Here is a 13,274-nt window from a genome sequence, read left to right as displayed (position 1 = left end):
TATACTGGTTATAACCAGCTTTGTCTACCCGACACGCACGGAGGAAAAATGTCGAAAGTGGATCAGATCATCGCCGGACTGGGTGGCGCGGACAACATTGTCGAGGTGGAGGGCTGCATCACCCGCCTGCGCTGCGAAGTGAAGGATGCGAACCTGGTCGACGAGAAGGCACTGAAGGCCGCCGGCGCCCACGGCGTTGTCAAGATGGGTGACGCGGTTCAGGTCGTGGTCGGGCCGAGCGCCGATGCCCTGGCCGAAGACATCAACGACCTTATCTGACCGCCATGAGCACCGAGATTCTCGCGCCCCTCGACGGCCGTGCCATGCCCCTGTCCGAGGTGCCCGATCCGGTCTTCTCGGCCGAGATGGTGGGCGCGGGCGTGGCCATCGAACCCCTCGACACCGATGCCGCCACCACCGTGGTCGCCCCCGTCACCGGATCGCTGGTGAAGCTGCACCCGCACGCCGCGGTCATCGTCACCGACGACGGCACCGGCGTGCTGCTGCACGTCGGCATCGACACCGTCGGAAAGCCGGACCTCTTCGAGGTGAAGGCCGCCGAGGGCGACCGGGTGACCGCGGGTGATCCGCTGATCTCCTTCTCCCCCAATGCCGTTCGCCGCCTCGGCCTGAGCGCGGCCGTGCCGGTGGTGGTCATGGACAGCAGCCCGGGATCGGCGCGGAACGCCCTGACCGGCCTGGTCACCACGGGCTCGGTGCTGTTCTCCATGTGAGACGGGAAAGACTCCGCACCAGACCGGAAAAGAATTGAGCCGCTGCCCGATCGGGCGGCGGCTCATTCATTGCCAGTAGGCCGGTCAGCTGTCCTCGGCCGAGACTGTCATGTAGACCTGGTACCGATCGGCTCGGTACCAGGACTGCGCGTGCTCCACGGCCCGGTCGCGCGAATACGAGATCCGGTCGAAAGCCAGTAGCGGCGAACCCGTTTCGGTGCCCAGCCAGCCCGCGTGCCGCTCGTCGGCGGCCACCGCGCGCACGCTCTGCTCGGCGCGGTCGATCGGGCAGTCGTACTCGCGGGAGAACAGCGCGTAGAGCGACTGCGTCAGTTCGTGATCCAGCAGTTCCGGCAGCAGATCGGCACGGTACCAGCCGTCGTCGATGGACATGGGCAGCCCGTCGGCCAGCCGCAGCCGAACCAGGTGGTACGCCTTGGTATTCGCGGTCAGCCCCAGCGCCGTCGCCGAGGCCGGGGGCGGCACCGCATGATCGGTGTGCAGCACCACCGTGCTCGGGGCGCGGCCCAGCCGGCGCATGTCGTCGGTGAACGAGGCCATGTGCAGCCGGGAACGGGCCACCCGCTCGGCCACGAAGGTGCCCTTGCCGGGGACGCGCGTGATGACGCCCTCGGATTCGAGCTGACCCAGTACCTCGCGCACGGTCATGCGGCTGACCCGGTAGTCGTCGCACAACTGGCGTTCGCTGGGCAGCATTTCACCGGGACGCAGATTCGCGCACAGGGTGGTGAGCGCCGAACGCAGTTGCGCTTGCTTGGTCACGCGCCCTGACACGTCGATCCGGTCCTTTCCGCCCCCGCCGGCTGCGGGCGCGGTCACTTCTCGTTGCGCGCCTTGGGGAATCGCTTCTGCTGTGCGACCCAGCCTGCCATCTTGGCCCAGTGGCCCTTCGCCGGGGTGACCTTGGAGATGAGCTCGCGGTCCCACTCCTCGGTCTCGGACAGGCCGTTCACGGTCTCCACGAGGGACTTGGCGGCCGCCATGGACCCGACGACGCGGTCGCCCAGGACGCCGTCGGCGCCGACCAGGGTGATGCGGACGCCGACGCGGCCGATGGGCTGCAGCACCGCGGTCGCGGAACCGCCATGCTCGGCGACGAATCCCTTCACGGAATCCACGACGGACGGCGACAGCTTCTCGGATGCCGGGGCGGTGGTAGCGCTCATGCGCTGCAGTTTACCCACGGGTAATTCAGCGTCCATGAAGCGCCGCACATCTCACACTCCGCGAGCCGCCGCGCACCGCGCGGCCGCGGCGATGTAAGACTGATTCCATGCGCGCCATCCAGGTTTCCGAGCACGGCGGTCCCGAAGTCCTGCGGTACGTGGAGGTGCCGGACCCGCAGGCCGGGCCCGGGCAGTTGCTGGTGCGAACGCAGGCGAGCGGAATCAACTTCATCGACACCTACATTCGGACCGGACGGTACCCACAGGCGGTGCCCTACATTCCGGGATCCGAGGGCAGCGGTGTGGTCACCGCGGTCGGGCCCGACGTCACCGAGTTCCGGGTCGGGGATCGGGTGGCGTGGGCGGCCGCGCCGGCCAGTTACGCCGAGCAGGTGGTCGTGCCTGCGGCCGTGGCGATTCCGGTGCCGGACGGGGTGGACGCGCCGGTGGCGGCGTCGGCGCTGTTGCAGGGCATGACGGCGCACTATCTGATCGAGTCCATCTACAAGCCCGAGCCGGGCGAGAGCGTGCTGGTGCACGCGGGAGCCGGTGGTGTCGGATTGATCCTGACGCAGCTGCTGGTGGCGCGCGGGGTCCGGGTGATCACCACGGTGTCGACCGACGACAAGGAGAAGCTGTCGCGGGACGCCGGGGCGGCCGAGGTGCTGCGCTATGACGAGGACATCGCGGCGCGGGTGCGGGAGCTGACCGATGGGGCGGGCGCCGCCGCGACCTATGACGGCGTGGGCGCCTCCACCTTCGAGTCCAGTCTGGCGGCCACCCGGATTCGCGGCATGGTGGCGCTGTTCGGCGCGGCCAGCGGGCCGGTGCCGCCGTTCGATCTGCAGCGGCTCAATCCGCTGGGCTCGCTGTTCGTGACCCGTCCGACACTGGCGCACTACACCCGGGATCGGGCCGAATTGCTGTGGCGCGCAGGCGACATCATGAACGCCATCGCCGACGGCACGCTGCACATCCGGGTCGGCGGCAGCTATCCGCTGACGCAGGCCGAGCAGGCGCACCGGGATCTGGAGGGACGCCGGACCACCGGTTCGATCGTGTTGGTGCCCTGAGGTTTTCGTCAGTCGAGATCGCGGCCGGTGAGGCCGCGGTAGACGAATCGGGTGAGGGCGTCCACGGCCTGCTCGTCGGTGAGCGCCAGGCCGCCCTCCTCCACCGCCTGCAACAGGCCGGTGGCCGAGACGAACATCATCGCCAGGCTGGCGTCGGCGGAGCCGGGTAGGCGCAGGCCGGCGGGGGCGAAACCGTCGAGGTGGTCGGCCACCTCGTCGCGCTGCTCGGTGGCGAAACGCGCTGCGATGCGGGCGAAGTCGTCATTGACCAGGGCCGCCTGCTGGACGGCGCGCAGGACCGGCCAGTTCGTGCGGGCGAAGGACCAGTAGCTCGCGATGTGGTAGCGCACCGACTCCGGGTCGGTGAAGTCGGCGGTGTGCGCCGGGTCCTCGGCGGAGGTATCGCTCTCGTCGGCAAGGTCTTTCAGCAGCGACTGGAGCAGCTCCTCCTTGCTCGCGAAGTGGTTGTAGAACGAGCCCGCGGCCCGGCCGGCGGCCGCGGTGATGTCGGTGATCTTGGTGTTGAGGTAGCCGCGGTCGGCGAACAGCTGCCGGGCGGCGTGCTTGAGCGCCTGTTCGGTCTCGGCCGACTTCTCACTGCGGCGGGTTGCCACCATTCACCTCCTTGACAGCGGAAGGTACCACCCACAATACTGAATCCACATTCAGTGAATTTTGATTCAGTATTGGAGTCGCCATGAATCCGCAGGTCCTCGTCGCGGGAGCCGGGCCGACCGGGCTCGCCCTCGCCATCGATCTGGCGCGTCGCGGCATCGGGGTCCGCATTGTCGACAAGGCCGGGGAGTTCTTCGCCGGGTCGCGCGGGGACGGGCTGCAGCCGCGCACCCTCGAGGTGTTCGACGATCTCGGGGTGCTCGACGCGGTGCTCGCACAGGGCGGGCCGCAGGCGCCGCTACTGGTGCACCTGGACGGGCAGTTCGTGACGGAGCGGCGGATGAGCGCCTGGCGGGAGCCCACATCCGCGGTGCCGCACCCGAATCCGTGGGTACTGGCGCAGGCCGACACCGAGCGGGTGCTGCGCGAGCGGCTGGCCGAGTTCGGTGTCCGCATCGAAACCGCCACGGCCGTGGTCGATTTCAGCGCCGACGCCGACGGAGTGACCGTGATCCTGGAGCACGCGGGTGCGACCGAGACCGTGCGGGCCGGCTATCTGGTCGGTGCGGACGGCGGGCGCAGCATCGTGCGCAAGACGCTGGGGATTCCGTTCGAGGGCACCACCGACGAGTCGATCCGCATGCTGCTCGGGGACGTGTGCGCGGATGCGCTCGATCACTCGGTCGGGTACTGGTTCGCCGACTCCTCCTCCCCCATGGACGGCATCGCGCTGATGCCGCTGCCGGGTGGGCGGAAGTTCCAGTTCGCGACCGGCTTGAACACCGAGTCCGGTACCGAGCTGGCGGACCTGCAGGACCATCTCACGCGGCGTTCCCGCCGTGACGACATCGTCCTGAGCGACCTGACCTGGTCGACGGTGTGGCGGCCGAATGTCCGTCTCGCACAGCGGTATCGGAACGGGCGGGTCTTCCTGGCCGGGGACGCCGCGCACGTGCACCCGCCGACCGGCGGGCAGGGGCTCAACACCGGTGTACAGGACGCCTACAACCTCGGCTGGAAACTCGAAGCCGCGCTGCGTCATCCGGGACCCGCGAGCGAGGCGCTGCTGGACAGCTACGAGTCCGAGCGCCGCACCGTGGCCGCACGGATCCTCGGGTTGAGTAGCGAGCTGCTCGACAGGACCGTGAAGGGCGATCCGGATGCCATGGATCGCGAGGGCACCCATCAGCTCGACATCAGCTACCGGGACACCGGCGACGACGCGGCGGGGCTCCGGGCCGGCGATCGCGCCCCCGACGCACCCCTGGTCGATGCCAACGGAAAGACCGTGCGGCTGTTCGACCTGTTCCGCGGTCCCCACGCCACGCTGTTGCTGTTCGGCCCGGACACGACGGTCGATCAGGCCGGATCCCCCGCGACGGACCTGCGGACCGTGCGCGTGGTCCGGCCGGAATCCGCCTCCGGCAATGGTGAATTCACCGACGCCGCGGGGGACGCACAGCGGGCCTACGACGCGGCCGACGGCAGCTGGGCGCTCATCCGTCCCGACGGATATGTCGGATCCCGTAGCACGCCTACCGAGCGGTAACTGCCGGAGTTCGCATTCCGGGCGTATCGGGGCGAAAGCCCCTGGGATCCCGAGTCCCGGGCCGACCGTGCAGAATGATCATGCTGCCGCGCAAGACGATTCGCTGAGACCGTACATTTTCGGCCACACGAGGGTGCCGCGACCCCGTAAGGTGGTCGCGGCGAGGGTTCGGGCGGCCGGCAGGTAGAGGCGCATCGGTCAGAGGTGGTTCTGGGATGTTGGTGAAGGTCCGTAACGACGACCCGTCGCGGCTGTCGAGCACCGAACGCACCGTGGTGAACTGGCTCAAATCCTGGAGCGGGCCGCACGCCGTGCCCGGTATCGCGGTCGTGCAGTGTCAGGACGCCGATGTGGTGGTGTGGACGCCGCAGACCTGCGTGGTGGTCGGCGTGCACGGGTTCACCGAGCGGGTGACCGGGACCCTGGCGTGCGCGCAGGATCAGCCGTGGACCGTGGACGGCAAGCCCGCACCCATCGACGGGGACGCCGATCCGCTGGAGCGGGTGCGCCGCCAGACCGTGGACCTCGCCGGGCAATTGCGTTCCGCACCGGGACGCGAGCATGTACCGGTCAGCGGGCTGGTGCTGCTGGTGCCGCAGCTGGGCAGTCGCGTGAAGTTGGAGAAGGGCGCGCTGCCGACCGGTATCGATGTGCTGATCGGTGACGGGCCGTCGTCGCTGCGCGCCTATTTCACCACGCTGGCCGAGGGCGCCCCGGCGTCGTGGGATGCGGGGCAGGTCGGGCAGGCGCTGGGGGCGCTCGGGTTCGCCGCCGCCGCAACCTATTCCGATCTGGTGTCGGAGGGATTCCCGGTGCCGGACTCGGCACGCGACGCTCCCCTGCCGTTCGCGAACCGGCCGACCGAGGTGATGGTGCCGTCGGTCCCGTCGGTGCCCGTCCATGCCGGCGAGGGCACGGGCGGGAGCGGCCCGGCCGAGCCGGGACCCGCTGCCGAATCCGCGAGCGGTGGTGATCGTCCTGTCGTACAGCAGGATCCGGCGCGCCGCACCGGCGGAGGCAGTGCCGCCGCGGCCGCGATCGCGGGTGCTACCTCGGCGACCGCGGCCGAGCGGGCCTACCGCGCGCTGGCAGGCAGATCCGAGTCGAAGGCGCCGAGCCGGGGCACGCCACCGCCTCCGACTCCGATCCCGGGCGCGGCCCCGGCCGGGCGGCCGACGCAGCCCGCACCGACCCAGCCCCTGCCCGCACCGCCCGGTGCGCCGCAGTTCGGGCAACCGCCGCAGCCGCGTCAACCCGCGCCGCCGGGTTTCGGGCCGGGCCCCCAATCCTGGCCGCAGCCCGGTCCTTCCGGTCCGTCGGGGGAGCGTGAGAGGTTCCCGCTGTGGAACGATCGGCAGGCCACGAGCGGGACCGGGCAGAAGCGCCGCAAGGATCTGCCGATCATCGGCGGCCTGGTGCTGGCGGTGATCATCCTGGTGATCGCCATCGCCTGCACGGGCCGGACCACGCCGACGCCCAGCAAACAGCAGCCGCCGCACTCCACGGTCGTCCAGGCGACCACCTCGACGCATTCGGTGGACCCGACGCTGCCGTCGACGACCATCGCGCCCGCCTGCTTCCCGTTGCAGCCCTGCAACTGACCGCTCCCCCGCGCCGGAATCCGGTGCGGGGCTAGGGAAGCCGGAAGGTCTCCACCCCGGCCGTGGTGCCGAGGATGAGCACACCGTTCCCGACCGCGGGGGTGGCGAAGTGCGGAATCGGCCCGGTTCCGTACTGGGCGAGCACATTTCCGGTGGCCGGGTCGAGGGCGTAGAGCGTGCCAGCATGCCAATCCGTCGCCCAGACGCGCCCGGCGACGACCACCGGCGGGCCGTTCGCGGGAGCGGTGGTGCGCCACAGCACCGTCGCAGCGCCCGGGGCGGTCACGCGAATCGCCATGGTGCCGTTGGCACACGGCAGGTAGGCCACATCATCCGCGACCGCGGCCGGGCCGAAGGCGCGGCACCCGGTGAAAGCCGGTGCGGCCGAGGAGATTCCGCCCAGGTGCGCGGCATCGAGAACGTAGCCGTCGCCGGATTTCCCCGCCATGACCAGGCGGCCCTGGACCAGCGCCGGGTTCATGCTGCCCAGATCGCGGTCGGCGGCATTGTCCTGGGCCCAGCCCGCGGGGGCGAAGAAGTCGGTACGGCGCAGGTCGGGCGTCAGGGCGATGACCGAGTCGGTGTAGTCGTAGGCGTCTCCCGGTTCGGCGTCGCCATTGCCGACCGAGTAGTACAGGAGCCCATCGGCTTCGGCCGCCGCGCCGGGCGCCCAGATGCCGCCCCGGCCGCTCGTCGAGGCCCGGTACCACTCGACCGCGCTGGTCGAAACATCCACGGCGGCAAGCGCTCCCGTATAGGTGCCGCAGTCGCCGTAATTGCCGCCGAAGGCGGCGTAGACGCGGCCGTCGCGCACCGTCAGGGCGGGACGTTGCAGCGTGGCGGGCGGATCGCTGAACGGCGGGTCGACGGGAACGCGGAGGGTGACCGCGCCGGTGCCGGAATCGAGGCCGTAGAGGGTCTTGTGCGCGCCCGCGGATTCGGCGACGACGTAAAGGCGGTGTGTCGCATCGTCGTACGCCGGCCGGCCGGTGATGCCGACCGGGTCGATGTCACCGCACGGGAGGTCCGAGCCCGCGACCGGGTCGGCGAGGTGGGTGCGCCACCGGACGTCGCCGTTGACGATCGCGTAGACCGAATCGTTCTCGGTGGCGGCGAAGACCGTGTCTGCGGCCACGATCGGCTGCCCGTAGACGGCGCCGTCGAGGGTCGTGGTGGTGTCCGCCGCGCGTGCGGTGGTCGCCGGTGGCTTCGTGGCCGAACCGCCACACGCGGTCGCCGACAGGAGCACTCCGCAGAGGCCGAGCGCTGTCATCGTGTTCCGAATTCCGTGCGCCATCATCACCGCTCATTCGTCGGCCCGCTGTACTCCGCCATCGTGACACACCGGCACGGAGCCACCGATGAATTCCGCCGCGCGGTACCGTCCCTACCGATATGACCGCACACATCCTCGAAACACCCGAAGCCGATCTCGCCTACGACCTGCTGGGACCCGCGCCGTCCGCGAGCGCGCATCGGCCGCTCATGATGATCGGCCAGCCCATGACCGCCGACGGATTCGCCACGCTGGCTTCGTATTTCCCGGAGCGAACCGTGATCACCTACGACCCGCGCGGGCTCGGCCGCAGCGTCCGCAAGGACGGGCGCACCGACAATTCGCCGACCGTCCAGGCCGAGGATGTGCACGCGCTGATCACCGCGCTCGGCGTGGGTCCGGTGGACCTGTTCGCCAGCAGTGGCGGCGCGGTCACCGCGCTGGCCCTGGTCACCGCGCACCCGGACGATGTGGCCACACTGGTGGCGCACGAGCCGCCGATGATCCCGGTGCTGCCCGACGCGGCGGCCGCCGAGCGCGCCCGCGCCGCGGTCCGCGACGCGTACCAGGCCAAGGGATCCTTCGCGGGCATGGCGGCGTTCATCGCCTGGACCTCGTGGCAGGGCGAGCTCACCGACGCCTACTTCGCCCAGCCGCCGGCCGATCCGGCCATGTTCGGCATGCCCACCATCGACGACGGCACCCGCGACGACCCGCTGCTGTCGGAAGCCTCCTGGGCGGTGACCGACTATGCCCCCGATGTCGCGGCGCTGCAGGCGGCGAGCACGCGGGTGCTGATCGCCGTGGGCGAGGAGTCCAAGGGCGTCTTCACCGGCCGCACCGCCGAGGCCACCGCGGCCATCCTGGGCAGCAGCCCGGTGGTGTTCCCCAGTCACCACGGCGGATTCACCGGTCCCGACGGCGGCTACCCGGGGCAGCCGGAGGCCTTCGCCGACCGACTGCGCGAGGTCCTCGGCGAGAGCTGACGGGCTCAGGCATAGTCCGGTAGCGGATATTCGCCCTGTTTGCCGATCAGATGGGTCAGCAGGGCGCGCGCCGGGTGCAACGGTCGGGACACCAGCACCCGCATCAGGATCTGCATGGTCGCGACGCCGCGGCGGGTTTCGGGATGGCGCAGCCGCACCGATTTCTCGGTGCCCTTCTGCACCTCGGTCACCAGCGGCCGCAGGATCTGCTCGTATCGATCGAAGGCCCGCTCGAAATCCGCAGGTGCGCTGAGGAGTTCACCCGCGAGCAGGTACGCGCCGATCAACGCGAGCGCAGTGCCCATGCCGGTCATCGGCGATCCGCAGTAGGCCGCGTCGCCGAGCAGCACCACCCGGCCCTGCGACCAGCGCGGCATCCGGACCCGGGTCACCTCGTCGAAGTAGAAGTCGGGCGCCGCGGGCATGGCGTCCAGAATCGCTGGAATCACCCAGCCGTAGCCGGTCAGCCGTTCACGAATCAGGTACTGCTGCATCGTGATATCTCCGCGCAGGGCGGGATCGGCGGGTATCCGGGTGGAGATGATGGCCATGGAGGTCGCCGGATCCGGATCGGGGCGCAGTGCGACCGTGCTGCCCGGCACGGGCAGCACCCCGACCCATCCGGTTTCCAGACCGGTGCGCGGCGGCGTCGGAATGGTGAAGAAGGCGATGTAGGCCCCGAGATACTCGGCGTACCGGTCCTCCGGGCCGAACACCCGTTCCCGCAGGGCCGAATGCAGTCCGTCCGCGCCGATCACCACATCGAACTCGTCCGTCGCGCCGGAGGCGAACCGGACCTTCACCCCGTCTCCGTCCTGCTCCAGCTCCTCGACCCATTCCCCGTACCGATAGTCGAGTAGCCCGGATTCCGCAGGCAGGCCGGCGATCTCGTCGAGCAGCACCTGATTGAGCTCGCCGCGAGCGATCTCGATCTCGGCGACGAGCCCCTCGCCGCCGAACATCTCCGCCGGCATCCGGGAGCGCTGCCGTCCCGCCTCGTCGACGAACACCATCCCCCGCTCGTCGAGCTGCCGCTTGCGGATCCCGGGCATCAGCCCCATCCGCTCGGCCACCTTGCGGCTGGGCCCGCGCAGGTCGACGGCCTGCCCGCCCGGCCGCGGGACCGGCGCCCGCTCCACGACGGTGACGGCCGTCCCGCCCCGCAACAGCTGCAACGCGACCGCGTTCCCCGCGATCCCGCCGCCACACACCAGAATTCGAACCGGCCGAGACATGCCGAACCCTCCTCGCAGTGCTTTCGGTGCAGCCGACGTTCCAAGAGTCGAGCCGAGTCAGTGTTCCAGCGAATTCCGAATCGGATCAATCGATTATCCGCCGCGCTCCTCGCCACACCGGCACCGCCAATCCCCTGGGCCTGCCCGTCTCCACAGAGCTACTACCGGTCGTCGGGCGACTCCCCATGCCCAGGGCCGGGGTGATGATCGACTCGAAAACCGAAGGGCTGCTGTCGGTTACATGCCCCCCCGCGAGTCGCCATCCGCACGGTCGCCCGTCGCCCCGATCGGCGGGCGACCTCGGGGGTCAGCGGCTGGGGCGCGGGCCGATGATGGAGGCGCGCTCCATGATCCGCACCTGCGGCCAGTAGTCGCTGGCGGCATGGTGCTGGACCGCACGGTTGTCCCAGAAGGCGACCGTGTTGGGTTCCCAGTGCAGGCGGACCTGGTGTTCGGGGGCGTCGGCGGTGCGGCACAGGCGGTCGATGAGGGCGCGGCTCTCGTCGAGGTCGAGGCCGTGGATGTGGTCGGCGAAAACGCGGTTGACGTAGAGGTGTTTGCGACCGGTGACCGCGTGCGTGCAGGCCACGGGGTGGCGGACCGCCGGATGCTCCGCGCGCGTCTTCTCCCGCTGTCGTCGTTGAGTGTGTGGCCGAAAGCACGAGTGAAATCGTGGACGGCGTCGAGGGTTTCGATGCGTGCGCGGGTCTCGGCGTCGAGTGCGTCGTAGGCGGCGTACATGTCGGCGAACAGGGTGTCGCCGCCGATCGCGGGACCTCGGGGCCGAGGACAAGGTGGTGACGGCCGTGCTCGATCACCTGGCCGCCGAAACCGCGGCGCTCGCCGCGGCGGGCGTGCTCGCACCGGACGACCCACGCCTGCGCCGGCACTGGAGTGTGCTGGCCCGTGCGATCCTCGACGGCTACCCGGTCGGGCAGATGCAGAGCCGGTTCCCGGTCATCGAATCCCTGATCGATCAGGCTCGGACGCAGCACGCCGACGACTGGGACGCCGCCCTGGCCGTCGCGAATGTGGCCGCGTTCATGCTCGGCTGGCAGCTGTTCGAACCGTTCCTGCGCAATGCCGCCGGACTCGACGACATGCCGGCCGAGCAACTGCGGCGAGCTGTCGGCACCGAGGCGGCGGCGATCCTGCGCGGTCCGCTCCCCCGCCCCAGTACCGCGAGTGGATGAGCCGGTGCGCGAGCAGGGTCCTGCGCGCCCGGGCCTATTGCCTGGTGAACCAGAGGTGAGCGACGGCCTTGGTGCTGATCATGTCCGACAAACGGTAGCCGGACAGGGTGCCGAGGTCCTGGAACAGCCGTTCGCCGGACCCGAGCAGGATCGGGACCTGCACCACATGCAGTTCGTCGATCAGGCCCGCCGCCAGGAACTGGCGGATGGTGCCCGCACCACCGCCCAGGCGGACATCCCGACCTCCGGCCGCCTCGAAAGCCTGCTTCAGGACGGCTTCGGGGGTGTCGGAGACGAAGTGGAAGGTGGTGCCGCCCTGCATCGCCAGCGCAGGGCGGGGGTGATGGGTCATGACGAAGGTGTCGTGGTGATACGGCGGGTTGTCGCCCCACCAGCCGGTCCAGGAGTGGTCGGGCCAGTCGCCGCGGATCGGGCCGAACATATTGCGGCCCATGATGGTGGCCCCGATACCGCGGTCTCCCGCGGCGAGGAGATCGTTGTCGGCGCCGAGGTCGCCGCCGCTCTCGCCGATCATCTCGTGGCCGTATCGGGTCCGGAAGACCCAGTCGTGCAGGCGTTCTCCGCCGATCCCCAGCGGGGCGTCGGGGCCCTGATCGGGTCCGGCGGCGAAACCGTCCAGGGAGACGGCGAAATTGTGGACGCGAAGTTTCGGCATGACGCGGTCCTCTCGGGTGAGTGGGCGGCGGTTCCGCCCCTACCCTGTCATCGAACGGCCGGGAACCGAATCGACACGCGCGTCGGGATCAGCCGAAGAGGGTGTGGCCGATGGTGTGCCAGCCGAGCACCGAGTCGACGGCCAGGCCGCAGAACACGACGGCCAGATAGTTGTTGGACTGCAGGAACAGTCGCAGGGGCTTGACCGATTCGCCCTTGCGCACACCCGAGTACAGCTGGTGGGCCATGAGCAGGAACCAGGCGCCGGCCACCAGCGCGACCGCGGCGTAGATCACACCGGCGGCGGGGACCAGGGCGAAGGTGGCCAGGACGGTCAGCCAGGTATAGATGACGATCTGCTTGGTGACCGTCTGCTCGGTGGCGACGACCGGGAGCATCGGCACGCCCGCGGCCTTGTAGTCCTCCTTGTACCGCATGGCGAGCGCCCAGGTGTGCGGCGGCGTCCAGAAGAAGATCACCAGGAACAGCACGATGGCGGGCCAGCCGATGTTTCCGGTCACCGCGGACCAGCCGACCAGGGCGGGCATGCAGCCGGCGGCCCCGCCCCACACCACGTTCTGCGAGGTCCGGCGCTTGAGGCCGAGGGTGTAGACGAAGACGTAGAACAGGATGGTCGCCACGACCAGCGCGCCCGAGAGCAGATTGGCCTGCCACCACAGCCAGGCGAAGGAGGCCAGGCCGAGGGTGACGCCGAAGACGAAGGCATTGCGGGTGGGCACGGCCTCGCGGGCCAGCGGACGCTTGGAGGTCCGCTTCATCACCTTGTCGATGTCGGCGTCGGCGACGCAGTTGAGGGTGTTGGCGCTGGCCGCGCCCATCCAGCCGCCGAACAGGGTGACCAGGATGAGCCGGATGTCGACGTGGCCGCGGTCGGCCAGCAGCATGGTGGGAATCGTTGCGACGAGCAGCAATTCGATGACCCGGGGCTTGGTCAGCGCGATGTAGGCGAGCACCCGCCTGGCCGCCGCCGACAGCGGGCCGCTGCCCGTGACACGGTCGGCGAGCACCGCCCCGGAGGAGCCGTGAGCGCCACCCGGCTGTTGCCCAATCCCCACTGTTTCTCCTCGCACGCCGTGCATTATCCGATCCCGTCTGGAACTAGCAGCGCGCTCTGCCGATCTCCAGACAC

General features: G+C 69.9%; 15 protein-coding genes. 7 read left to right on the top strand and 8 right to left on the bottom strand.

Annotated elements, in window-relative coordinates; all coding sequences use genetic code 11:
• Positions 1-48: 48 nt before the first annotated feature.
• On the top strand, positions 49-279 hold the full coding sequence (locus AB0L60_RS14600) for a PTS glucose/sucrose transporter subunit IIB (protein WP_354846627.1): 231 nt from the start codon (positions 49-51) through the stop codon (positions 277-279).
• Positions 280-284: 5 nt separating this feature from the next.
• On the top strand, positions 285-734 hold the full coding sequence (locus AB0L60_RS14595; RefSeq protein ID WP_364612768.1) for a PTS glucose transporter subunit IIA: 450 nt from the start codon (positions 285-287) through the stop codon (positions 732-734).
• Positions 735-818: 84 nt separating this feature from the next.
• Here the strand turns inward: AB0L60_RS14595 and AB0L60_RS14590 are convergent, their stop codons facing one another.
• The gene (locus AB0L60_RS14590) at positions 819-1,517 is read right to left on the bottom strand and encodes a GntR family transcriptional regulator (protein ID WP_364612765.1); all 699 of its coding nucleotides are present in this window, start codon (positions 1,515-1,517) and stop codon (positions 819-821) included.
• A gap of 53 nt (positions 1,518-1,570) precedes the next feature.
• On the bottom strand, positions 1,571-1,921 hold the full coding sequence (locus AB0L60_RS14585) for a hypothetical protein (protein ID WP_364612762.1): 351 nt from the start codon (positions 1,919-1,921) through the stop codon (positions 1,571-1,573).
• A 107-nt stretch (positions 1,922-2,028) separates the two neighbouring features.
• On the opposite strand from AB0L60_RS14585, the gene AB0L60_RS14580 reads away from it, so the two are divergent.
• Positions 2,029-2,994 carry a quinone oxidoreductase gene (locus AB0L60_RS14580; RefSeq protein WP_364612759.1) on the top strand — a complete coding sequence of 322 codons (966 nt, stop codon included), beginning with the start codon at positions 2,029-2,031 and terminating at the stop codon, positions 2,992-2,994.
• An 8-nt stretch (positions 2,995-3,002) separates the two neighbouring features.
• On the opposite strand, the gene AB0L60_RS14575 is transcribed toward AB0L60_RS14580, so the two are convergent.
• A complete protein-coding gene (locus tag AB0L60_RS14575) occupies positions 3,003-3,611 on the bottom strand; it encodes a TetR/AcrR family transcriptional regulator (RefSeq protein WP_364612756.1) in 609 nt (202 codons plus the stop codon).
• An 80-nt stretch (positions 3,612-3,691) separates the two neighbouring features.
• On the opposite strand from AB0L60_RS14575, the gene AB0L60_RS14570 reads away from it, so the two are divergent.
• A complete protein-coding gene (locus AB0L60_RS14570) occupies positions 3,692-5,158 on the top strand; it encodes an FAD-dependent monooxygenase (protein WP_364612753.1) in 1,467 nt (488 codons plus the stop codon).
• A 215-nt stretch (positions 5,159-5,373) separates the two neighbouring features.
• Complete coding sequence (locus tag AB0L60_RS14565) at positions 5,374-6,759, top strand: hypothetical protein (RefSeq protein ID WP_364612750.1); 1,386 nt, start codon at positions 5,374-5,376, stop codon at positions 6,757-6,759.
• A 31-nt stretch (positions 6,760-6,790) separates the two neighbouring features.
• Here AB0L60_RS14565 and AB0L60_RS14560 read toward each other — a convergent pair whose 3' ends face one another.
• Positions 6,791-8,032, bottom strand: coding sequence for a PQQ-binding-like beta-propeller repeat protein (locus tag AB0L60_RS14560; protein ID WP_364612747.1), 1,242 nt, complete (start codon positions 8,030-8,032; stop codon positions 6,791-6,793).
• A gap of 122 nt (positions 8,033-8,154) precedes the next feature.
• Between AB0L60_RS14560 and AB0L60_RS14555 the strand changes: the two genes are divergently transcribed.
• The gene (locus tag AB0L60_RS14555) at positions 8,155-9,021 is read left to right on the top strand and encodes an alpha/beta hydrolase (RefSeq protein WP_364612744.1); all 867 of its coding nucleotides are present in this window, start codon (positions 8,155-8,157) and stop codon (positions 9,019-9,021) included.
• A gap of 5 nt (positions 9,022-9,026) precedes the next feature.
• Here the strand turns inward: AB0L60_RS14555 and AB0L60_RS14550 are convergent, their stop codons facing one another.
• Positions 9,027-10,256 (bottom strand): FAD-dependent monooxygenase, encoded by a 1,230-nt coding sequence (locus AB0L60_RS14550; protein ID WP_364612741.1) that lies wholly within the window; start codon positions 10,254-10,256, stop codon positions 9,027-9,029.
• A 307-nt stretch (positions 10,257-10,563) separates the two neighbouring features.
• Positions 10,564-11,049 (bottom strand): TauD/TfdA family dioxygenase, encoded by a 486-nt coding sequence (locus AB0L60_RS14545; RefSeq protein WP_364612738.1) that lies wholly within the window; start codon positions 11,047-11,049, stop codon positions 10,564-10,566.
• Positions 11,050-11,053: 4 nt separating this feature from the next.
• Between AB0L60_RS14545 and AB0L60_RS14540 the strand changes: the two genes are divergently transcribed.
• Positions 11,054-11,449, top strand: coding sequence for a hypothetical protein (locus AB0L60_RS14540; protein ID WP_364612735.1), 396 nt, complete (start codon positions 11,054-11,056; stop codon positions 11,447-11,449).
• A gap of 34 nt (positions 11,450-11,483) precedes the next feature.
• Here the strand turns inward: AB0L60_RS14540 and AB0L60_RS14535 are convergent, their stop codons facing one another.
• Both AB0L60_RS14535 and AB0L60_RS14530 read right to left on the bottom strand, forming a co-directional pair.
• On the bottom strand, positions 11,484-12,125 hold the full coding sequence (locus AB0L60_RS14535) for a dihydrofolate reductase family protein (protein ID WP_364612732.1): 642 nt from the start codon (positions 12,123-12,125) through the stop codon (positions 11,484-11,486).
• Positions 12,126-12,213: 88 nt separating this feature from the next.
• On the bottom strand, positions 12,214-13,200 hold the full coding sequence (locus AB0L60_RS14530; RefSeq protein ID WP_364612729.1) for a heme o synthase: 987 nt from the start codon (positions 13,198-13,200) through the stop codon (positions 12,214-12,216).
• Between the last annotated feature and the right edge of the window lie 74 nt (positions 13,201-13,274).

It is taken from the genome of Nocardia sp. NPDC051981, from assembly GCF_040680715.1.
Taxonomy (GTDB): Bacteria; Actinomycetota; Actinomycetes; order Mycobacteriales; family Mycobacteriaceae; genus Nocardia.
The sequence above is the reverse complement of the archived record's forward strand: the minus strand, read 5'-3'. Positions and strand labels throughout refer to the sequence as shown.

Bases quoted from the DNA above. Each gene is read 5' to 3' on its own strand.
- AB0L60_RS14575 (WP_364612756.1), bottom strand. From the start codon at position 3,611: ATGGTGGCAACCCGCCGCAGTGAGAAGTCGGCCGAGACCGAACAGGCG.
- AB0L60_RS14550 (WP_364612741.1), bottom strand. From the start codon at position 10,256: ATGTCTCGGCCGGTTCGAATTCTGGTGTGTGGCGGCGGGATCGCGGGG.
- AB0L60_RS14555 (WP_364612744.1), top strand. From the start codon at position 8,155: ATGACCGCACACATCCTCGAAACACCCGAAGCCGATCTCGCCTACGAC.
- AB0L60_RS14600 (WP_354846627.1), top strand. From the start codon at position 49: ATGTCGAAAGTGGATCAGATCATCGCCGGACTGGGTGGCGCGGACAAC.
- AB0L60_RS14585 (WP_364612762.1), bottom strand. From the start codon at position 1,921: ATGAGCGCTACCACCGCCCCGGCATCCGAGAAGCTGTCGCCGTCCGTC.
- AB0L60_RS14595 (WP_364612768.1), top strand. From the start codon at position 285: ATGAGCACCGAGATTCTCGCGCCCCTCGACGGCCGTGCCATGCCCCTG.
- AB0L60_RS14535 (WP_364612732.1), bottom strand. From the start codon at position 12,125: ATGCCGAAACTTCGCGTCCACAATTTCGCCGTCTCCCTGGACGGTTTC.
- AB0L60_RS14565 (WP_364612750.1), top strand. From the start codon at position 5,374: ATGTTGGTGAAGGTCCGTAACGACGACCCGTCGCGGCTGTCGAGCACC.
- AB0L60_RS14580 (WP_364612759.1), top strand. From the start codon at position 2,029: ATGCGCGCCATCCAGGTTTCCGAGCACGGCGGTCCCGAAGTCCTGCGG.
- AB0L60_RS14570 (WP_364612753.1), top strand. From the start codon at position 3,692: ATGAATCCGCAGGTCCTCGTCGCGGGAGCCGGGCCGACCGGGCTCGCC.
- AB0L60_RS14560 (WP_364612747.1), bottom strand. From the start codon at position 8,032: ATGACAGCGCTCGGCCTCTGCGGAGTGCTCCTGTCGGCGACCGCGTGT.